Genomic DNA, 21,920 nt, shown 5'->3' with positions numbered 1-21,920 from the left:
CGGAGGGCGACGCGGCACGTGCCGACGCGCGCTCAGCGGGACATCTGAGCGGCGAGCCGGGTGTCGGCCGTGATCTCGCGGCGCGTCCACTCGAACACGTAGCGCGCGTCGTACGACCGTGAGCACCGGGCACAGGACGTCGCCCGCGTCGGACGGCGGTGCCGATAGGTGACGTGTCCGGAGGGGCAACGGCCGACCCACGGCGCCAGTTCCACAGCGGTCTCGCCGTGATGGGTGGTGCCACCGACGTATCCGAGGTCGCGGGCCACGCGCTTCCACGCGGGACCATGAGCCGCTTCGTGACCGGCGATGGCGTGCGCGACCTCGTGCAGAAGCACCTGATGGATCTCATCGTCGTCGAATCGCGCGGCCAGGTAACGCGACACCGTGATCCGCTTCTTCGTGTAGTCGCACTGCCCTGCTCGGCGCTTGGCGTGGTCGAAGTCGAACGACCAGCTCGTGTCGAGATGCAGCGTGATCAGTGCGTCGCCCCAGACGCGCACCCGGTCAAGTTCCGCCATGCGATCAGGCTAAGCCATGCCACCGACATGGGAGCGCAGCGGGCGTCAGCCTGCGACGAGCTGTGCGGTGCGACGCCGTTCGGCGGCTTCGATCGCGAGCAGCACGGTCTCGAGCTCCCGATCTTCCGCGCCGGCCTCGCGGCGGAGGAAGAGCGACTGCTTGAAGCTCTCCCGCGCAGTCTCGAAGTCCCCGGCCTCATACGCGTTCTTGCCGTGGTGGTGGTAGGCGAAGGCCGCGATCGACAGCCACCGCTGCCCCTCGGCCTCGGCCGCGCAGGTGGAGAGCTCCTGCTCCGCGGCGGCGTGCGCCCCGCGGTACTGGAGGATGGTGGCGTGCAGCACGCGGGCGCGCAGGACATCCTTGCGCGTACCGGCCATGCGCGACTGGCGCACCGCCTCGTCGGCGAGCGGCAGAGCCTCGTCCAGGCGATCGAGGACCTTCAGCAGCCACACGCGCTCCAGCAGCGCCGGAAGGCTGCGCTGGCCCTCGATCTCGCTCAGTCGTGCCGAGCACTCACCGATGTCGACCAGCTCGCGAAGGCTCTCCGGGTCATAACCCTGGATGAAACTCATTGCTCTCCTTCCGCAGCGTCCTCACTCCAGTGTGCCTCGCGCGGGCGGTCTGGTCGGGGCGGCACGCCCACACCGGCGAGACCGCCCGGCGAGACCGCCCGGCGAGACCGCCGCGAGGAGATCGTCTCTGCCGCTGTGATCAGCGCAGGAACAGTGACGCGTCGGGCCGGGGCGAGGGCACGGCGTCGGCGTCGGTCACCACGCGTGCGCCCTGCAGGAAGGCTCGCGCCTCGGCGCCCTGGGCGATCTTGGCCGGATGCGGTCCGGCGGCCAGCATCCGCGGCAGCCATTCCGTGGGCAGCGGTGCGGCCGAGGCGGCCATGACGAGATTGCCGAAGTGGCGACCCTTCAGCACCTGGGTGTCGGCGAGCACGGCGATCTCGGGCAGCACCTCCGCGATGGTCGCGAGCTGGCGTCGCGCGAACGCGAGGCCGGGTCCGTCGGCGACGTTGACGAGCAGCACGCCGCCGGGGGAGAGGAGCGCCGAGAGCTCGCGGTAGAACTCGATGCTGGTCAGGTGCGCGGGGGTCTGGGCGCCGGAGTACACGTCCGAGACCACGAGGTCGCAGCTCTCGATGAGGGCGGAGGGCAGACGGGCGATGCCCTCGCGGGCGTCGCCGATCCGCAGCCGGATCGAGGCGCCGCGGGGGAGCGGCAGGTTCTCGCGCACGAGCGCGACGAGGGGTGCTTCGAGCTCGATGACCTGCTGCCGGGAACCCGGTCGCGTCGCCTCGATGTAACGGGGGAGGGTGAGTGCACCGGCGCCGAGATGCACGGCGGTGAGAGGCCCGGCGGCGAGCTGGTCGATCACGGCGCCCATGCGCACGATGTACTCGAAGTGCAGGTGGGTGGGATCGTCGAGGTCGACGTGGGACTGCGGCGTCTCGTCGACGATGAGTTCGAACCCGGTCGTGAACTCCGAGGGCACGATCCTGGCGAGACCGCCGTGGTCGAGACGGGCCTGAGGATGCTCGGTGTCTCGTGCTCGCGTCCTGCCCATGAACCGAGCCTACGCGCTCCCTCGATCCTCCCGCAGACAGGCCCCGCGGGCGGCAGAGCCCGGTCTGCGAGGCGATGTTACGGCCGCATGACGTTTCTGGGAAGAACTTGCAGCGAATTAGTTAGTGGTGAATACTTTTTCCTACGTGGTAGGCACCCGATGCCGCCAGGACGTTTCAAAGAGGAGAACCCTGATGCACAAGCGCATTCTTCCGGTCGTGGCGCTCGGCGCTGTGGCCACCCTGGGCCTGGCGGCCTGTGCCGGTGGCGCAACCGGCGACGGTGGAGCCGTCGACGGAGAGGGCCAGGAGCTCACCGTCTGGATCATGAAGGGCACCAACCCCGACGCCAGCGCTTTCTACGACGAGGTGTCCTCGGCATTCGAGGAGGAGACCGGGGCGACCGTCAAGATCGAGGAGATCCAGTGGGCCGACGCCCACGACCGCTTCGTGACCTCGATCGCCGGCGGCACCACCCCGGACATCGCCGAGACCGGCACCACCTGGACCGCGGAGTTCGCGGACGCGGGTGCGCTCGAGCCGCTCGACGAGTACGTCGACGCCGAGAAGGGCCTGCGCGACGACCTCGTCGAGGGTCTGGCTGTGGCCGGCACCTACGATGACGAGCTCTACGGCATGCCCTGGTACGCCGGCGTGCGCTCGATCGTCTACCGCACCGACGTGTTCGAGGAACTCGGCCTCGAGGCTCCGAAGACGTGGGACGACATCGTCACCGCGGGCGAGGCCATCAAGGCCGCCAAGCCCGACATGCTGCCCTTCCCCGTCGCCGGGGACGCCGAGTTCCAGGTCTACCCGTGGGTCTGGGGTGCGGGCGGCGAGGTCGCCACCCTCGACGGTAAGAAGTGGACGAGCGAGCTCGACAGCGACGAGTCGCAGGCGGGCATCGAGTTCTACACGGGCCTCGCCACCGAGCACGGCTTCTCTTCGGCCGGCGCCACCACGTGGAAGGAGACCGACCTGCGCGACTCCTTCACCCAGGGCAACGTCGCCATGATGCTCTCGGGCTCGTGGACCCCCAAGGCGCTCATCGAGGCCAACCCCGAGCTCGACGGCAAGATCGGCGCGGCCGTGATCCCGGGCGAGGACGGCGGGATCGCTCCGTCGGTGCTCGGCGGCTCGCACCTGTCGGTGTTCAACACCACCAAGAACGCCGAGCTCTCGTGGCAGTTCGTCAAGCTGATGACCACGGGCGAGTTCGCCGAGAAGTGGGCCGATGAGACCGGCTACTTCCCCGGAGTCCAGTCGGCGATGGAAGAGGCCCTCGCCTCGACCGACCCGCTGGTCGCGCCGTTCGCCCAGCAGATGGTCGAGGGCGGAGCATCCGTGCCCGTCACCCCGAACTTCGGCGCCGTGCAGGCGAAGAAGACGACGAACTCGATGATCCAGGCCATCCTCAGCGGGCAGAAGGACGTCGCCACGGCGACGAAGGATGCCGCGGCCGAGATGACCGACCTGCTCAACAAGTAAGGCCGTACCCCTTCATGTCGATGGTGCACGCGCCGCTGCCGGCCACGGAGACGGAGCCCCGCTCCGCCTCCGTGGCCGGCGGGCGGCCCCGCCGGCGAGGTCTCTCGCTGATCACGGCCCGCCCGTGGCTCCTGCTCGCTCCCGGGCTCGTGATCCTCGCGGTGCTCATGCTCTGGCCGCTCATCCAGGTGGTCGTGTACTCGCTGCAGGACTACGGTCTGCGCGAGATCAACACGGGCGAGAGCAACTGGATCGGATTCCAGAACTACATCGAGGCGCTCACCGATCCGACCCTGTGGACGGTCGTCCTGCCGAACACCGTGGGCTTCGCCGCCGTGGCCGTGTTCGTCACGGTCGCCGTCGGCACTCTGGTCGCTCTGCTGCTGGCCCGGCTCGGCACGGTGTGGCGCACCATCGTCTCCAGCTGCATCATGGTGGCCTGGGCGATGCCCGCCGTCACGGGGACCTATGTGTGGACGTTCATCTTCGACGCGGATCGCGGCATCTTCAACAGCGTGCTGCGCGACCTCGGGCTGATGGACGACCCGGTGAACTGGTTCACCAATCAGTGGTCGTTCTACGCGATCGTGCTGCTCAACGTGGTGCACCACGGGTTCCCGTTCGTCGCGATCACGGTGCTCGCCGGGCTCCTCGGCGTCTCGAAGGAGATGCTCGAAGCGGCCGCCCTCGACGGCGCCAACGCCTGGATGCGCTTCTGGAAGATCATCTTCCCGACCCTCAAGCCCGTGTTCTCGGTGGTCATCATCCTGTCGACCATCTGGGACTTCAAGGTGTTCGCGCAGGTGTACCTCATGCCGGGTGGCGGCGGGGGCAACCGCCAGGTCCTGAATCTCGGCGTCTGGTCATATGTCGAGTCGTTCGGTCAGAACCGCTACGGCTTCGGCGCCGCGCTCGCCGTGCTGCTCACCCTCGTGCTGATCGGCATCACCATCGTGTACATCCGATCCCTCATGAAGGAGGACGAGCTGTGAACCCCCGCGCCTCTCTCCGCTCCCGCATCGGCACCGGGATCGCGGTCGCGGCCGTCCTGATCTTCACGCTGTTCCCCGTCTACTGGATGGTCTCCAGCGCGTTCGATGCGAAGGCATCCAGTGGCGGGCAGTCCCTGCTGCCGCAGGAGTTCACCTTCGACAACTTCGCCTTCGTGCTGACGGAGGGCGGTTTCGGCACCTTCCTGCGCAACTCGGCGATCGTCGCGGTCGTCACCGTGCTCGTGAGCGCTCTCGTCTGCCTGCTCGCGGCCGTCGCTGTCGCACGGTTCCGCTTCAGGTTCCGCACCACGGTGCTCATGATGATCCTCGTCGTGCAGATGGTGCCGCTCGAGGCGCTCGTCATCCCGCTGTTCCTGCAGGTCAAGAGCCTCGGGCTGCTCAACAGCATCCTGGGGTTGATGGTCGTGTACGTCGCGCTCTCGCTCGCCTTCGGCATCTGGATGCTGCGCGGCTTCGTCGCCGCGGTCCCGGTCGAGCTGGAGGAGGCCGCGTACATCGACGGGGCGAGCTGGTGGCGGATGTTCCGCTCGATCCTGCTGCCGCTCGTGATGCCGGGCCTCGTCGCCACGAGCATCTTCAGCTTCATCACGGCATGGAACGAGTTCATCTTCGCCATGACGATCCTCGGTGCGCAGACCGACCAGTACACGGTCTCGATCGGTCTGAAGTCGTTCTTCGGCCTGTTCGCGAACGACTGGGGCAGCATCATGGCGGCGTCGACGATCATCACCCTGCCGGTCATGATCTTCTTCGTGATCGTCCAGCGCCGCCTCTCGGCGGGCATGGTCGCGGGTGCGGTGAAGGGATGAGCGACGACCTCACCCGTCTCGCGAACGGCGTGCTCTGGCCGGGCTTCCTCGGCACGGAGGCGCCGGAGTGGCTGCTCGCCGAGCTGCGCGACGGGCTCGCCGGGGTCGTCTACTTCGGCCAGAACATGGGGGAGGGACTGGCGGAGCTCAGTGCGTCCATCCGCCGTGCGAACCCCGCCGCGCTCATCGGGATCGACGAGGAGGGTGGCAACGTCACGCGCCTCGAATCCGCGACGGGCTCGACGCTGCCCGGCGCCGCGCAGCTCGGCGCCGTCGACGACGTCGTCGCGACCAGGGCCGCGGCCGCGGAACTGGCGCGACGCGTCGCTGCCGTCGGTGCCGACGTCGTGCTCGGCCCGGTGGCCGACGTCAACACCGACCATCGGAACCCGGTGATCGGCGTGCGCTCGTTCGGTGACGACCCTGCACTCGTGTCGCGTCACGTGCGCGCCGCGGTCGAGGGGCTCCAGAGCGGCGGGGTGGCCGCGTGCATCAAGCACTTCCCCGGACACGGCGACACCCACCTCGACTCCCATCACGCCCTCCCGGAGATCACCCTCGACGTCGACGAGATCGAGCGGGTGCACCTCGAGCCCTTCCGCGCCGCGGTCGCCGACGGCGTCGACACCGTCATGACGGCGCACATCGTCGTGCCGGCATGGGGTGACGAGCCCGCGACCCTCAACGCCCGCGTGCTGGGCATGCTGCGCGGATGGGGTTTCGCCGGGGTGATCATCTCGGACGCGCTCGACATGGCGGCGATCCGCGAGACCGTGGGCATCGGCGGCGGGGCCGCGAGGGCGCTCGCGGCCGGAGTCGATCTGCTGTGCATCGGCAACCCGACCAACCTCGGAGATGCGGCACGGCCGGATCAGGATCACCGCGATCTCCTCGAGGCGCGCGACGGGATCGTCGCCGCGATGCGCGATGGCTCGCTGACCCGCGCCAGGGTGGAGGAGGCCGCGGCCCGCGTGCGGGCGCTCGCCGAGACCCTGCGAGCGCGGGCCGCCGAGGCGCAGGCGCCCCTCGGGTACGACGCGGCCGACGTCGTCGCGCGGGCGGTCACCGGCGCGACGGCGGATGCCGATGCGCTCGCTGTCGTCGACGCGCGGCGTCGCTCGTCGCTCGCGGTCGACAGCGCTTCCGCGCACGTGGTCGAGGTGCTCGCCGCCGACGGACATCGGGGCCGCGTCGATGTGGCTCGTGCCGGCGCGGAGGAGCAGGACGCCGCGCTCGATGCGGCCGTCGCCGCCCCAGGCCTCACCGTGATCCTGCTCGACCGCCCCGATGCCGACGCCGCGCAGCGGTCACTCGTCGATCGGGCGGCTGAGCGCGACCCCGCGGCCGTGGTGGTGAACGTCGGGCTGCCGGCCCGACGCCCGCTCGCGCTCCCCGTCGTCGAGGTCGGTGCGGCGAGCCGGATCGGCGCACAGGAGGCCAGGCGTCGGCTCACCGGCGGCACGAGTTCTGCCCGCATTTCGTCATCCGACGACACCCGGCGGGCTCTCTGAGGCAGGATGTCACCGTGGACGCCGATGTTCTAGCGCTGGTACGGAGATCCGTCCCGCGACTGACTGCCGCTGAGGCCCGAGTCGCGGAGACGATCCTCGGCGACCCGACGCTCGTCGTCGATCTCGCGATCAACGATCTCGCCAGGCTCTGCAACACCTCGCTGTCGACCGTGGCGCGTTTCGCGCAGACACTGGGTTTCACGGGGTATCGGGAGCTGCGCGTCGCGGTGGCGCGCACCGTCACCCTCGCCCAGGCGCAGCGTGCACGGTTCGGACTCGACACCACCGCGATCGACCCCCATGACGAGCCGGCCGCCATCGCCGCCAAGCTCGCGGCGCAGGAGATCGACGCCATCGAGAAGACCGCCCTGGGGCTCGATGCCGACGCGCTCGACCGCGTCGCGCGTGCGGTCATCGATGCGCGGCACGTCGACCTCTTCGGGCAGGCGGCGTCGTCTCTCACCGCGCAGGACCTGCAGCAGAAGCTCGCCCGCATCGGATGCTCCGTCGCTCACTCCGCCGATCCGCATCTGGCGCTGACGACGGCTTCTCTGCGCACCCCCGGCGACGTGGTGATCGCGTTCTCGCACGGCGGAGAGACGCAGGAGGTCGTGCGCGCGGTCGAGGTGGCGAGGGATGCAGGGGCGCTCTCGGTGGCGATCACCGGCGTGCCGGATTCGACCCTCGCCCTCGCGGCGGACGTCGTGCTGCTGACCTACGCGCAGGAGTCGCCGTTCCGGATGGCCGCGATGTCGAGCCGTATCGCGCAGCTCGCGCTCGTCGACATCCTGTTCGTGCGGATCGTCCAGCACCGGGGCGAGCCGGTGGTGATCCCGCTGCAGCTGACGCACGACGCCGCCGCCTCGCGTCGCCGCCGCTGAGTCCGACGCCACGGCCCGGTCGTGCGGGACCGCTCGATTACGAGAATTTCCGTAACAGGAATGCAACCTGGAAGTGTTTTGCAGAGGTAGGTGCACTGGGTAGCGTCGAGGCAACACCGGTTCCGAAGTCGACGACGCCTTCGGAACGCGCACAGCTGCGCTCGACAGGAAGGTCACACAATGCACCATGAAGTCATGCGTCGGCGAGGTCTCATCGCCGTCACCGGAGCGGCGCTCGCCGCGCTGGTCCTCTCGGGATGTGTCGCCAGCGAGCGCGGCGACGACGGGGCAGAGGGCTCGGGAGATGTGGACGGCACGTTCGTGTTCGCCGCATCGTCGGACCCGGCCAGCCTCGACCCGGCATTCGCGCAGGACGGCGAGAGCTTCCGCGTCTCGCGTCAGATCTTCGAGGGTCTGGTCGGCACCGAGCCCGGCACGGCCGACCCCGCCCCGCTGCTCGCCGAGTCGTGGGAATCATCGGATGACGGCATGAGCCACACCTTCGCCCTCAAGGAGGACGTCACCTTCCACGACGGCACCCCCTTCAACGCCGAGGCCGTCTGCGCGAACTTCGACCGCTGGTACAACTGGACCGGCCTCGCCGCCTCCGAAGCGTTCGGCTACTACTACAACAAGCTCTTCAAGGGCTACGCGTCCGACCCCGCGAACGCCGTGTACAAGTCCTGCACCCCCGACGGCGACTACTCCGTGACGATCGAGCTCAACAAGCCGTTCGCAGGCTTCGTCGCCTCGCTCTCGCTGCCTTCGTTCGGGATGCAGAGCCCGTCGGCCCTGCAGGAGTTCGGCGCCGACGATGTCAGCGGCTCCGCCGAGGCGCCCGTGCTGTCCGAGTACGCGATGGGTCACCCCGTCGGCACCGGTCCCTACCAGTTCGACGAGTGGGCACCGGGCGAGCAGGTCTCGCTCAAGGCCTATGGCGACTACTGGGGCGACGCGGGTCAGATCGACGAGATCATCTTCCGCACGATCGACGACCCGACCGCGCGTCGTCAGGCTCTCGAGTCCGGCTCGATCGACGGCTACGACCTGGTGGGCCCCGCCGACACCCAGGCGCTCGAGGACGACGGCTTCACCATGGTGTCGCGCCCTCCGTTCACGATCCTCTACCTGGCGTTCAACCAGGCGATCCCCGAGCTGCAGGACCCCAAGGTCCGTGAGGCGCTCTCGTACGCGGTCGACAAGGACGCCCTGATCAGCCAGGTCCTGCCCGAGGGTACAGAGAAGGCGATCGAGTTCGTCCCCGACACCGTCAACGGCTACAACCCCGACGTCACGACGTACGACTACGACCCTGAGAAGGCCAAGTCGCTGCTGGCCGAGGCCGGCTACGACGAGGCCAACCCGCTGAAGCTCACCTTCAACTACCCGGTCAACGTCTCGCGTCCGTACATGCCGGACCCCGAGCAGATCTTCACGGTCCTGTCGTCGCAGCTCTCCGAGGTCGGCGTCGAGACCACCCCGGTCTCGGAGGAGTGGGTCGAGTACCTCGACCGCACCACCGGCACGTCCGACCACGGCATCCACCTGCTCGGCTGGACCGGCGACTACAACGACACCGACAACTTCGTCGGCGTCTTCTTCGGCCAGCAGAGCTCGGAGTGGGGCTTCGACAACCCCGAGCTGTTCCAGAAGCTCGACGAGGCTCGTGGCGTCTCCAACCTCGAGGACCAGACGGCCCTCTACGAGGAGATCAACGAGATGGTCGCGCAGTTCATCCCCGGCGTTCCGCTCGCGCACCCGGCGCCGACCCTGGCGTTCGACCCGCGAGTCAAGAGCTACCCCGCCAGCCCGGTGAACGACGAGGTCTTCACGGACATCGTCCTCACCGAGTAGGTCCGACCCGACGCGAAAGCCCTTCGTCTCGTCGCTCCGCTCCTCGCTCAGGGGCCGGAACACTCGCTCCTCCTCAGGGGCCGGAACACGTGCTCCTCGCTCAGGGGCCGGCATTCCGGTCCCTGGGCGGGCCGGCATTCCGGTCCCTGAGCGGGGCCGGAACACCCGGTCGCTGAGCGGGCCGGCATCCCGGTCCCTGAGCGGGCCGGCATCCCGGTCGCTGAGCGGGTCGGAACTCCGGTCGCTGAGCGGGCCGGCACCCCGGTCCCTGAGCGGTCCGGCACTCCGGTCCCTGAGCGAGCGGAGCGAGACGAAGGGTCCGCAACCGATCAACGGAGACCTCTTGCTGCGCACCATCGGCAGGCGACTGCTTTTCCTCATCCCCACCCTGATCGGGCTCAGCATCCTGCTGTTCGCCTGGGTCAGGGCCCTGCCCGGTGGCCCCGCGGTCGCGCTTCTCGGTGAGAAGGCGACCCCGGAGGCCGTCGCCAGGGTCAACGAGCTCTACGGATTCGACCGACCGATCCTCGAGCAGTACTTCATCTGGGTCGGCCGCCTCCTCCAGGGCGACTTCGGCACGTCGATCCAGACGAACCGGCCCGTGGTGGAGGAGTTCTTCCGCCGCTTCCCCGCGACGATCGAGCTGAGCGTGCTCGCCTTGATCTTCGCGGTCGGCGTCGGCATCCCGCTCGGATACTGGGCGGCGCGACGACACGGCAAGTTCACCGATCACGCATCGGTGGTCATGAGCCTGGTCGGCATCACCATCCCGGTCTTCTTCCTGGCCTTCATCCTGAAGTACGTCTTCGCGGTGCAGCTGGGCTGGCTGCCGTCGGACGGACGGCAGAACCCGCGCATCGATGCGACGCATCCCACCGGGTTCTACGTGTGGGACGGCATCATCACCGGCGAGTTCGACGCCGCGTGGGATGCGATCCTGCATCTCGTGCTCCCGGCGCTCGCACTCGGCACGATCCCGCTCGCGATCATCGTCCGCATCACGAGAGCCAGCGTGCTCGAGGTGCAGAACGCCGATTACGTGCGCACAGGTCGTGCGAAGGGCGTCGGCGCGTCCACGTTGCGCAGCCGCTTCATCCTGCGCAACGCCATGCTGCCGGTGATCACCACGATCGGTCTGCAGACCGGGCTGCTGATCTCGGGGGCGGTGCTCACCGAGACGGTGTTCGCGTTCCCCGGCATCGGCTCGTTCCTGGCGCGGGCGATCTTCACGCGCGACTTCCCCGTGCTGCAGGGCTTCATCATCTTCATCGCCATCGCGTACGCGCTGATCAACCTCGCCGTCGACGTGTCGTACAGCTTCATCGATCCGAGAGTGCGGGTGCAGTGATGTCCCGTCTCGTTCCCCGAAAAGAGGTGACGTCATGAGCGTCGCACTCCCACCCGCACAGGGCGGCGGTCTGATCGACACCGTCTCGATCGCCCAGTCCGATCTCAAAGAGGGGCCGGGCGGCTTCTGGCACGACGTCTTCCGTCGGCTGCGCCGCAACCCCACGGCCTGGATCGGCGCGGGCATCGTGCTCGCGTTCCTGCTCGTCGCGGCGCTCGCGCCGCTGCTCGCCCCGTATCCCGAGACCGCACTGCCCGGCGCGAAGTTCATCACTCCGACGAACATCCCCGGACCCGGCGAGATGCCCGAGTTCCCGCTCGGTCTCGACCGCTTCGGCGGCGACGTGCTCTCCAAGCTCATCTGGGGTGCGCAGGCCTCGCTGCTGGTCGGCGTGATCTCCACCGCCCTCGGCCTCGTCGGCGGAATGGTGCTCGGGCTGCTGGCCGGCACCTTCGGCGGGTGGGTCGACACGCTCATCATGCGCGTCGTCGACATCATCCTGTCGGTGCCGAACCTGCTGCTCGCGGTCTCGATCGCGGCGATCCTCGGCCAGACGCCGTTCGCGGTGATGATCGCGATCGGTGCGTCGCAGGTGCCGATCTTCGCCCGGCTTCTGCGCGCGTCGATGCTGCAGCAGCGCTCGAGCGACTACGTGCTGTCCGCGCAGACGCTGGGTCTCGGACGCGGCCAGATCACGATGTCGCACGTGCTGCCGAACGCCATCGGCCCCGTCATCGTGCAGGGCACGCTGACGCTCGCGACCGCGGTCATCGATGCCGCGGCTCTGTCGTTCCTCGGTCTCGGCGGCGGTCGCCCCGAGACGGCCGAGTGGGGGCGCATGCTCACGTATGCGCAGGCGGAGCTCGCGATCGCCCCGTGGCTGGCCTTCCTGCCCGGTATCTGCATCGCGGTGACCGCGCTGGGCTTCACCCTTTTCGGTGAGGCGCTGCGCGAGGCCATGGACCCGAGGACGAGAGCACGATGAACGCTGCGAAAGAGAACACGGTGCCCGACGCACCCCTGCTGTCCGTCGAAGGACTGGCCGTCGACTTCGCCACGATGGACGGCGTCGTGCATGCCGTCGAGGGCGTCGACCTCGAGATCGCGCCGGGGCAGACCGTCGCGATCGTGGGAGAGTCGGGGTCGGGCAAGTCGACGACCGCGATGGCCATCATCGGGCTGCTCGCCGGGGGAGGACGCGTCGCCTCCGGCAGCATCCGGCTCGACGGGCGCGACATCACCCACGCCCCCGAGAGCGCCCTGCGGTCGATCCGCGGGCGCGACATCGGCCTGGTGCCGCAGGACCCGATGTCGAACCTCAACCCGGTCGCCAAGATCGGCACCCAGGTGGCCGAGACCCTCCTCGCGCACGGACTGGCCACACGGCAGAACGTGCAGCAGAAGGTCGTCGAGGCTCTGACGGCCGCGGGGCTGCCGGATCCGGAGCGCCGCGCGAAGCAGTATCCGCACGAGTTCTCGGGGGGCATGCGCCAGCGGGCGCTGATCGCGATCGGACTCGCCTGCAAGCCACGCCTGCTGATCGCCGACGAGCCCACGAGTGCGCTCGACGTGACGGTGCAGCAGACGATCCTCGATCAGATCGGCGCGATGACGCGGGAGCTCGGCACCGCCGTCCTCCTCATCACGCACGACCTGGGTCTCGCCGCCGAGCGCGCCGAACGGGTGATCGTGATGCACCGCGGCAAGGTCGTGGAGCAGGGGCCGGCGAAGCAGATCCTCGAGGACCCGCAGCATCCGTACACGCAGTCGCTGGTGAAGGCGGCGCCGTCGGTCGCGGCGGCGCGGCTTCGACCCGAGGCGTTCCATGCCGAGGACCGTCCCTCCGCCTCGGACGAGACGACGGATGCCGGGCAGCCCGCCGCCGTCGTCGCCGACAACATCGTCGAGATCGAGAACCTCACGAAGGTGTACCCGGTGCGCGGCCAGAAGGAGGACTTCGTCGCCGTCGACGACGTGTCGCTGGCGATCCCTCGTGGTGAGACCGTCGCGATCGTGGGGGAGTCCGGGTCGGGCAAGACCACGACCGCACGGATGCTGCTGAAGATCATCGAGCCGACGAGCGGACTGATCCGCTACGAGGGCAAGGACGTCGCCTCGCTCAGCCGGGCGGAGACGAAGGCCTTCCGTCAGCGCGTGCAGCCGATCTTCCAGGATCCCTATTCGAGTCTGAACCCGATGTTCACGATCGAGCGGCTGATCTCCGAGCCTCTCGACTTCTATCGTCGGGGCAGCAGCGCGGATCGCCGCACGCGGGTGCGCAAGCTCCTCGACGACGTCGCACTCCCGCAGTCGATGCTGCGGCGGTATCCGTCAGAGCTGTCGGGCGGACAGCGGCAGCGCGTCGCGATCGCCAGGGCACTGGCGCTGTCGCCCGAGCTGATCGTGTGCGACGAGCCGGTCTCGGCGCTGGACGTGCTCGTGCAGGACCAGATCCTGACGCTGCTCGGCGATCTGCAGACCGAGTACGGGCTCAGCTACCTGTTCATCTCGCACGACCTCGCGGTGGTGCGGCTGATCAGCGACTACGTGTGCGTGATGAAGGACGGATCGCTGGTCGAGGCGGCCTCGTCCGAGGAGATCTTCACCAACCCGCGTGATCCGTACACGCGGCGTCTGCTGGCCTCGATCCCCGGCAACGAGCTCAACATCTCGAGCGCGGCCGGGGCCTGATCGCTCGGGGCGGGAGGCCGTCGCAGCCGCTCACGCGACTGCGGCGGCACCGCCCGGGTGCAGCCCATCGGCGGACGGCGGCGTCACGGGAGTGCCGGCCGTCGCCGAGAGGGTCCGCTCGACGGCACGGCGGTGCGCGATCCCCGAGATCCACGCGCGCACGTCGCCGCGGCGCGCATCGAACTCCACGGCACGCGCCCACACGTGCAGGTAGCAGTCCTGCAGCACGTCCTCGGCCGCACGGCGACTGGGGATCACACTGAGGATCAGTCCGAAGATCTGCGCGCAGGTGACGTCGTACAGCTGGGCGAACGCGCTCTGGCTTCCTGCAGCGATGTCCGCCATCAGCCCGGACTCCATGCCGGACGCATCGTCCGAGTCGCGGGGCGGGAGGGGGCGGAGAGTCATGGATCGATGCTGGCACGCGGCCGCCCGCGGCCGGGAGGTCTTGCGCGGGGAAGGCTCGCAGTGGTAGACCGGTCGCCCGGTACGGACGTGCACCCACACGAGCGCCAGGCGTCAATACCGCAGCATCCGAGATTGGTCAAGGACTGCACTTGCCATGTCGCCGTATCGTGCGTATAGTTGGTAGTTGCGCTCGCTTCTCCATGCCCTCATATGGTGGTCGGCATTTCGTTGAGCTTCTGAGCGCACACTCCACCTGACGACAAAGGAATCGAGAAGCCCTGCGGGGCTCACGGAGGTTATTCCCTTGGCTGCTGCTCCCAACGCATCCACATCCACCACCACCAAGAACGGACGCGGAGCTTCCCGTCTTTCGTTCGCCAAGATCTCCGACACGCTGACGGTCCCTGACCTTCTCGCTCTGCAGACCGAATCCTTCGGATGGCTCGTCGGCAACGACGCCTGGAAGGCTCGTGTCGCAGAGGCCAAGAAGGCCGGCCGCACCGACGTCAACGAGAACAGCGGTCTCGGCGAGATCTTCGAGGAGATCTCCCCGATCGAGGACCTCGGCGAGACGATGCAGCTGTCGTTCACGAACCCCTACCTCGAGCCGGAGAAGTACTCGATCGAGGAGTGCAAGGAGCGTGGCAAGACGTACGCCGCTCCGCTGTACGTCGAGGCCGAGTTCATGAACCACCTCACCGGTGAGATCAAGACCCAGACGGTCTTCATGGGCGACTTCCCGCTCCAGACCGACAAGGGCACGTTCATCATCAACGGGTCCGAGCGCGTCGTCGTGTCGCAGCTCGTGCGCTCGCCCGGTGTCTACTTCGACAAGACCCCCGACAAGACGTCCGACAAGGACATCGTCTCGGCGCGCGTGATCCCGAGCCGTGGTGCATGGCTCGAGTTCGAGATCGACAAGCGCGACCAGGTCGGCGTGCGCGTCGACCGCAAGCGCAAGCAGTCCGTCACCGTGTTCCTGAAGGCGCTGGGCATGACCAGCGAGGAGATCCTCACGGAGTTCGCCGGCTACACCTCGATCGAGGAGACGCTCGCGAAGGACACCATCGTCACGAAGGAAGATGCGCTCCGCGACATCTACCGCAAGCTGCGTCCGGGCGAGCAGGTCGCCGCCGAGGCCGCGCGTGCGCTCCTCGACAACTTCTACTTCAACCCGAAGCGCTACGACCTGGCCAAGGTGGGTCGCTACAAGATCAACCACAAGCTCGGTCTCGACCAGCCGCTGAACTCGTCGGTGCTGACCGTCGAGGACATCGTCGCGACGATCAAGTACCTCGTGCGTCTGCACGCGGGCACCGAAGAGACCTTCCCCGGCATCCGCTCGGGCAAGAAGGCCGACATCCGGATCGCCACCGACGACATCGACAACTTCGGCAACCGTCGCATCCGCGCGGTCGGCGAGCTGATCCAGAACCAGGTCCGCACCGGTCTGTCCCGCATGGAGCGCGTCGTCCGCGAGCGCATGACCACGCAGGACATCGAGGCGATCACGCCGCAGACCCTGATCAACGTGCGCCCCGTCGTCGCCGCGATCAAGGAGTTCTTCGGAACCTCGCAGCTGTCGCAGTTCATGGATCAGAACAACCCGCTCGCGGGTCTGACCAACAAGCGCCGCCTCTCGGCCCTCGGCCCCGGTGGTCTGAGCCGTGACCGTGCAGGCGTCGAGGTCCGTGACGTCCACCCGTCGCACTACGGCCGCATGTGCCCCATCGAGACGCCTGAAGGCCCGAACATCGGTCTGATCGGTGCTCTCGCGACGTTCGCGCGCATCAACTCGTTCGGTTTCATCGAGACCCCGTACCGCAAGGTCGAGGGTGGCGTCGTCACCGAGCACATCGACTACCTGACCGCCTCGGAAGAGGTCGACTTCAACATCGCGCAGGCCAACGCCCCGCTCGACAAGAACGGCCGCTTCCGCGAGAGCCACGTGCTCGCCCGCCCCAAGGGCGGAAGCGGTGAGGTCGACCTGTTCCTCCCGGAGGAGATCGGCTACATCGATGTCTCGCCGCGCCAGATGGTGTCGGTCGCGACCTCGCTCGTGCCCTTCCTCGAGCACGACGACGCGCAGCGCGCCCTCATGGGTGCCAACATGCAGCGTCAGGCCGTGCCGCTGCTGCGCAGCGACTCGCCGCTCGTCGGAACCGGTATGGAGGGCTACACCGCCATCGACGCCGGTGACGTGCTCACCGCCGAGAAGCCGGGTGTCGTCTCCGAGGTCTCCGCGGACCGCGTCACCGTCATGCTCGACGAGGGCGGCACGCAGGACTACCACCTGCGCAAGTTCGACCGCTCCAACCAGGGCACGTCGTACAACCAGAAGGTCGTCGTCAACGAGGGCGACCGCGTCGAGGTCGGAGAGGTCATCGCCGATGGTCCCGCCACCGAGAACGGCGAGCTGGCACTCGGGAAGAACCTCCTCGTCGCGTTCATGACGTGGGAGGGCTACAACTTCGAGGACGCGATCATCCTCAGCCAGGACCTGGTGAAGGACGACACCCTCTCCTCGATCCACATCGAGGAGTACGAGGTCGACGCCCGCGACACGAAGCTGGGCAAGGAGGAGATCACCCGTGATCTCCCCAACGTCAGCCCCGAGCTGCTGAAGGACCTCGACGAGCGCGGCATCATCCGCATCGGTGCCGAGGTCCGCCCCGGCGACATCCTCGTCGGCAAGGTCACGCCGAAGGGCGAGACCGAGCTGTCGGCGGAGGAGCGTCTGCTCCGCGCGATCTTCAACGAGAAGAGCCGCGAGGTCCGTGACACCTCTCTGAAGGTGCCCCACGGTGAGCAGGGCACGATCATCGCCGTCAAGGAGTTCAACGCCGAGGACGGCGACGACGAGCTCGGTTCCGGCGTGAACCGCCGCGTCGTGGTCTACATCGCCCAGAAGCGCAAGATCACCGAGGGCGACAAGCTCGCCGGCCGTCACGGCAACAAGGGTGTCATCGCCAAGATCCTCCCGATCGAGGACATGCCGTTCCTCGCGGACGGAACCCCGGTCGACATCGTGCTGAACCCGCTCGGCATCCCCGGTCGAATGAACTTCGGCCAGGTTCTCGAGACGCACCTCGGCTGGATCGCCAAGCAGGGCTGGAAGGTCGAGGGAACCCCCGAGTGGGCCACCCGCCTCCCGAAGGATGCCTTCGAGGCAGCCCCCGGCACCAAGGTCGCCACCCCGGTGTTCGACGGTGCGAGCGAGGAGGAGATCGCCGGTCTTCTCGACGCGACCATCCCGACGCGCGACGGCATCCGTCTGATCGACTCCAGCGGAAAGGCCCAGATGTTCGACGGCCGCTCCGGTGAGCCGTTCCCGGCGCCGATCTCGGTGGGCTACATGTACATCCTGAAGCTGCACCACCTGGTCGACGACAAGATCCACGCGCGTTCGACCGGACCGTACTCGATGATCACCCAGCAGCCGCTCGGTGGTAAGGCGCAGTTCGGTGGACAGCGATTCGGTGAGATGGAGGTCTGGGCCCTCGAGGCCTATGGCGCCGCTTACGCTCTGCAGGAGCTCCTCACGATCAAGTCCGACGACATCCTCGGCCGCGTCAAGGTGTACGAGGCGATCGTCAAGGGCGAGAACATCCAGGAGCCCGGCATCCCCGAGTCCTTCAAGGTGCTCATGAAGGAGATGCAGTCGCTCTGCCTGAACGTCGAGGTCCTCTCGGCCGACGGCACGCTCGTCAACCTGCGTGACACCGATGATGAGGCCTTCCGCGCTGCGGAGGAGCTCGGCATCAACATCTCCAGCCGCTTCGAGGCCGCCTCGATCGACGAGATCTAAGGCCCAGGTCGCCGTCCGGGCGTGACGCTCGGACGGCGACCCGCCTCCCCGATTTCTTCAGAAGAATTCCTACACAGGAGAATTTGTGCTCGAGTCAAACACTTTCGATGAGCTTCGCATCGGCCTGGCCACCGCGGACCACATCCGCGCCTGGTCCTACGGCGAGGTCAAGAAGCCTGAAACCATCAACTACCGCACCCTGAAGCCGGAGAAGGACGGTCTCTTCGGAGAGCAGATCTTCGGCCCGTCCCGCGACTGGGAGTGCGCCTGCGGAAAGTACAAGCGTGTCCGCTTCAAGGGCATCGTCTGCGAGCGCTGCGGCGTCGAGGTCACCAAGTCCTCGGTCCGTCGTGAGCGCATGGGTCACATCGAGCTCGCCGCTCCCGTCACCCACATCTGGTACTTCAAGGGTGTCCCCTCGCGTCTCGGCTACCTGCTCGACATGGCGCCGAAGGACCTCGAGAAGGTCATCTACTTCGCCGCCTACATGGTCATCTCGGTCGACGAGGAAGCTCGTCACCGCGACCTGGGCACGCAGGAGAACAACATCCGTCTCGAGCTGAAGACGCTCGGAGACCGTCGCGACGCGAAGATCGCCGAGCGCCTGGCGCGCCTGGAGGAGGAGCTCGCTTCCCTCGAGGCAGAGGGCGCCAAGGCCGACGCGAAGAAGAAGGTCAAGGACGCCGGCGAGAAGGAGATGTCGCTCATCCGCAAGGGTGCCGACGAGGCGATCGCCAAGCTCGAGCGCGTGTGGGAGGACTTCCGCACGCTCGAGGTCGGAGCGCTCCGTCCCGAGGACGACGTCTTCCACGAGCTGCAGGACCGCTTCGGTCAGTACTTCGAGGCCTACATGGGCGCCGAGTCGATCCAGCGTCGCCTCGCGGCGTTCGACCTCGTCACCGAGGCCGAGAACCTGCGTCTGCAGATCTCCGAGGGCAAGGGCCAGCGCAAGATCCGCGCGATCAAGCGCCTGAAGGTCGTCAGCTCGTTCCTGGAGACCGGTATGAGCCCGGCCGCCATGGTGCTCGACGTCGTTCCGGTGATCCCGCCGGAGCTGCGCCCGATGGTGCAGCTCGACGGTGGCCGCTTCGCGACCTCCGACCTCAACGACCTCTACCGTCGTGTGATCAACCGCAACAACCGTCTCCGTCGCCTGATCGACCTCGGTGCCCCCGAGATCATCGTCAACAACGAGAAGCGGATGCTGCAGGAGGCCGTCGACGCACTGTTCGACAACGGTCGTCGTGGTCGCCCCGTCACCGGTACCGGCAACCGCGCCCTGAAGTCCCTCAGCGACATGCTGAAGGGTAAGCAGGGTCGTTTCCGCCAGAACCTGCTCGGCAAGCGCGTCGACTACTCGGGCCGTTCGGTCATCATCGTCGGACCGCAGCTCAAGCTGCACCAGTGCGGTCTGCCCAAGCAGATGGCTCTGGAGCTCTTCAAGCCGTTCGTCATCAAGCGTCTGATCGACCTCGGTCACTCGCAGAACATCAAGGCCGCGAAGCGCGCCGTCGAGCGCACCCGTCCCGAGGTCTGGGACGTGCTCGAGGAGATCATCCGCGAGCGCCCCGTGCTGCTGAACCGTGCGCCCACGCTGCACCGTCTCGGCATCCAGGCGTTCGAGCCCCAGCTCGTCGAGGGTAAGGCCATCCAGCTGCACCCGCTCGTCTGCGCGGCGTTCAACGCCGACTTCGACGGTGACCAGATGGCGGTGCACCTGCCGCTCTCGGTCGAGGCTCAGGCCGAGGCCCGCGTGCTGATGCTCGCGTCGAACAACATCCTGAAGCCGTCCGACGGACGTCCGGTCACCCTGCCTTCGCAGGACATGATCATCGGTCTGCACCACCTGACCACGGTCAAGGCGGGCGCAGCCGGTGAGGGCCGTGCATTCGGTTCGGTGGGCGAGGCGATCCTGGCCAAGGACGAGGGAACCCTCGACCTGCAGGCCAAGGTCCGCATCCGCATCCCGGGTCTGACGTTCCTCGAGGGCGAAGCCCCCGAGGGCTACGAGCGTCACGGTCTCGTCGACGCCTCGCTGGGTCAGGCGATCTTCAACGACACGCTGCCGAAGGGCTACCCGTTCGTCCGCGAGCAGGCAGACAAGAACAAGCTGTCGCAGATCGTCAACAAGCTGGCCGAGGAGTACCCCAAGGTCGAGACCGCTGCGTCGCTGGACCGCATCAAGGACGCCGGTTTCTACTGGGCCACGCGCTCGGGTGTGACCGTCGCCCTCAGCGACATCCTCACGCCTCCGAACAAGGCCGAGATCGTCGCGGGCTACGAGAAGCAGGCCGCGAAGGTCCAGTCCCAGTACGAGAAGGGCCTCACGACCGACACCGAGCGTCGTCAGGAGCTCATCAAGATCTGGACCGAGGCGACCGACGAGGTCCAGGCCGCGATGCGGGCGAACTTCCCCGAGGACAACACCATCAACCGCATGGTGTCGTCGGGTGCTCGTGGTAACTGGCTGCAGATCCGCAACATCGCGGGTATGCGTGGTCTCGTGAACAACCCCAAGGGTGAGATCATCCCGCGTCCGATCATCTCCTCGTACCGCGAGGGTCTGTCGGTGGCGGAGTACTTCATCGCGACGCACGGTACCCGTAAGGGTCTGGCCGACACCGCTCTGCGTACCGCCGACTCGGGTTACCTGACCCGTCGTCTGGTGGATGTCTCGCAGGACGTCATCATCCGCGAAGAGGACTGCGGCACGTCGAAGGGCCTCGAGCTCCCGATCGCCGCTCCGAACTCGCAGGGCGAGCTGGTGCGCGATGCGAACGTCGAGAACTCGGTGTTCGCCCGCACGCTGGCCTCCGACGTGGTCGACAGCAAGGGCGAGATCCTCGCCTCTGCCGGAGACGACGTGGGCGACGTGCTCATCGACAAGCTGGTCGCCCTGGGCGTCGAGAGCATCAAGGTGCGCTCGGTCCTGACCTGCGACTCCGCCGTCGGTGTCTGCGCGCAGTGCTACGGACGTTCGCTGGCGACGGGTAAGACCGTCGACATCGGAGAGGCCGTCGGCATCATCGCGGCCCAGTCGATCGGTGAGCCCGGTACCCAGCTGACGATGCGTACCTTCCACACCGGTGGATCCGCCTCGGCAGATGACATCACGCAGGGTCTGCCCCGCGTGCAGGAGCTCTTCGAGGCGCGTACCCCGAAGGCCGCATCGCCGATCGCCGAGGCCGATGGCCGCATCACGATCGACGAGACCGACAAGGCCAAGAAGGTCATCCTCACGCCCGATAACGGCGACGAGGAGGTCATCTACCCGGTGCTGAAGCGTGCGACGCTTCTCGTCGAAGACGGCCAGCACGTCACCGTCGGTCAGCCGCTGCTCGTCGGAACGCTCGACCCCAAGGAGGTCATGCGTGTCATGGGCGCCCGTGAGGTCCAGCGTTACCTCGTCGGTGGCGTCCAGGGCGTCTACCGCTCGCAGGGTGTGCCGATCCACGACAAGCACATCGAGGTCATCGTCCGTCAGATGCTCCGCAAGGTCACCGTCGTCGATCACGCCGACACGACCCTGCTCCCGGGTGAGATGGTCGACCTCAAGCGCTACCAGGCGATCAACCGCGAGGCCGTGGCAGAGGGCAAGCGCCCCGCGTCGGGCCGTCCGGAGCTGATGGGTATCACGAAGGCGTCGCTCGCGACGGAGTCGTGGCTGTCGGCAGCTTCCTTCCAGGAGACGACCCGCGTGCTCACGCAGGCCGCCATGGAGGGCAAGCGCGACCCGCTGGTCGGTCTCAAGGAGAACGTCATCATCGGAAAGCTCATCCCCGCCGGAACCGGTCTCTCGAAGTACCGCGACGTCACGGTCGAGGCGACGGAAGAAGCCAAGAGCGAGCGCTACCCGAACCGGATCTTCGCATCCGACGGCGCGTACGCGGATGGCGACTTCGGTTACGTCGACTTCGACGCGTTCTCGACGGATGACATCACGCCGGGTACGTACAACTGACGTACTGAGTGAGTGAGAAGGCCCCGGGCGATCCGCCCGGGGCCTTCTTCGTGTCC

Annotated in this window: 15 protein-coding genes; 11 read left to right on the top strand and 4 right to left on the bottom strand. The window is 67.6% G+C overall.

All coding sequences use genetic code 11. The features are described 5' to 3' along the window. Positions 1-32 precede the first annotated feature (32 nt). From ASD43_RS01060 to ASD43_RS01050, 3 genes are all read right to left on the bottom strand, one after another. The gene (locus tag ASD43_RS01060; protein WP_056412423.1) at positions 33-521 is read right to left on the bottom strand and encodes a SprT-like domain-containing protein; all 489 of its coding nucleotides are present in this window, start codon (positions 519-521) and stop codon (positions 33-35) included. Positions 522-566: 45 nt separating this feature from the next. Further along, positions 567-1,094 carry a hypothetical protein gene (locus tag ASD43_RS01055; protein WP_045254706.1) on the bottom strand — a complete coding sequence of 176 codons (528 nt, stop codon included), beginning with the start codon at positions 1,092-1,094 and terminating at the stop codon, positions 567-569. 139 nt (positions 1,095-1,233) lie between these two features. Then, positions 1,234-2,094 carry a spermidine synthase gene (locus ASD43_RS01050; RefSeq protein ID WP_056412420.1) on the bottom strand — a complete coding sequence of 287 codons (861 nt, stop codon included), beginning with the start codon at positions 2,092-2,094 and terminating at the stop codon, positions 1,234-1,236. 193 nt (positions 2,095-2,287) lie between these two features. Here ASD43_RS01050 and ASD43_RS01045 point away from each other — a divergent pair, with 193 nt between their 5' ends. From ASD43_RS01045 to ASD43_RS01005, 9 genes are all read left to right on the top strand, one after another. After that, complete coding sequence (locus ASD43_RS01045) at positions 2,288-3,580, top strand: sugar ABC transporter substrate-binding protein (RefSeq protein ID WP_056412417.1); 1,293 nt, start codon at positions 2,288-2,290, stop codon at positions 3,578-3,580. Positions 3,581-3,594: 14 nt separating this feature from the next. Beyond that, entirely contained in the window at positions 3,595-4,572 is a 978-nt protein-coding gene (locus ASD43_RS01040) for a carbohydrate ABC transporter permease (RefSeq protein WP_056412414.1), read from the top strand. Then, on the top strand, positions 4,569-5,402 hold the full coding sequence (locus ASD43_RS01035) for a carbohydrate ABC transporter permease (protein WP_056412411.1): 834 nt from the start codon (positions 4,569-4,571) through the stop codon (positions 5,400-5,402). The genes ASD43_RS01040 and ASD43_RS01035 overlap by 4 nt, the downstream gene beginning before the upstream one ends. After that, positions 5,399-6,913: a glycoside hydrolase family 3 protein gene (locus tag ASD43_RS01030; RefSeq protein WP_056412404.1), complete on the top strand. Its 1,515-nt coding sequence runs from the start codon at positions 5,399-5,401 to the stop codon at positions 6,911-6,913. Before ASD43_RS01035 ends, ASD43_RS01030 begins: the two co-directional genes overlap by 4 nt. 14 nt (positions 6,914-6,927) lie before the next feature. Further along, the gene (locus ASD43_RS01025; protein WP_082539156.1) at positions 6,928-7,794 is read left to right on the top strand and encodes a MurR/RpiR family transcriptional regulator; all 867 of its coding nucleotides are present in this window, start codon (positions 6,928-6,930) and stop codon (positions 7,792-7,794) included. 180 nt (positions 7,795-7,974) lie between these two features. Next, a complete protein-coding gene (locus tag ASD43_RS01020; RefSeq protein WP_056412398.1) occupies positions 7,975-9,648 on the top strand; it encodes an ABC transporter substrate-binding protein in 1,674 nt (557 codons plus the stop codon). Positions 9,649-9,991: 343 nt separating this feature from the next. Next, positions 9,992-10,996, top strand: a complete 1,005-nt coding sequence (locus tag ASD43_RS01015; protein WP_056412394.1) for an ABC transporter permease — start codon at positions 9,992-9,994, stop codon at positions 10,994-10,996. Between the two features lie 34 nt (positions 10,997-11,030). Further along, a complete protein-coding gene (locus ASD43_RS01010; RefSeq protein WP_045254698.1) occupies positions 11,031-11,981 on the top strand; it encodes an ABC transporter permease in 951 nt (316 codons plus the stop codon). Continuing rightward, positions 11,978-13,687, top strand: coding sequence for an ABC transporter ATP-binding protein (locus ASD43_RS01005; protein ID WP_056412390.1), 1,710 nt, complete (start codon positions 11,978-11,980; stop codon positions 13,685-13,687). Before ASD43_RS01010 ends, ASD43_RS01005 begins: the two co-directional genes overlap by 4 nt. 30 nt (positions 13,688-13,717) lie before the next feature. On the opposite strand, the gene ASD43_RS01000 is transcribed toward ASD43_RS01005, so the two are convergent. Next, positions 13,718-14,095, bottom strand: coding sequence for a sigma factor (locus ASD43_RS01000; RefSeq protein WP_056412386.1), 378 nt, complete (start codon positions 14,093-14,095; stop codon positions 13,718-13,720). Between the two features lie 304 nt (positions 14,096-14,399). On the opposite strand from ASD43_RS01000, the gene rpoB reads away from it, so the two are divergent. Further along, a complete protein-coding gene (gene rpoB, locus ASD43_RS00995) occupies positions 14,400-17,903 on the top strand; it encodes a DNA-directed RNA polymerase subunit beta (RefSeq protein WP_056412383.1) in 3,504 nt (1,167 codons plus the stop codon). An 85-nt stretch (positions 17,904-17,988) separates the two neighbouring features. Then, positions 17,989-21,864, top strand: a complete 3,876-nt coding sequence (gene rpoC, locus ASD43_RS00990; RefSeq protein WP_056412380.1) for a DNA-directed RNA polymerase subunit beta' — start codon at positions 17,989-17,991, stop codon at positions 21,862-21,864. Positions 21,865-21,920: the final 56 nt, after the last annotated feature.

It is taken from the genome of Microbacterium sp. Root553, from assembly GCF_001426995.1.
Lineage (GTDB): Bacteria > Actinomycetota > Actinomycetes > Actinomycetales > Microbacteriaceae > Microbacterium.
Note: the sequence above shows the minus strand (reverse complement) of the source record. Positions and strands in the feature narration are given on the sequence as shown.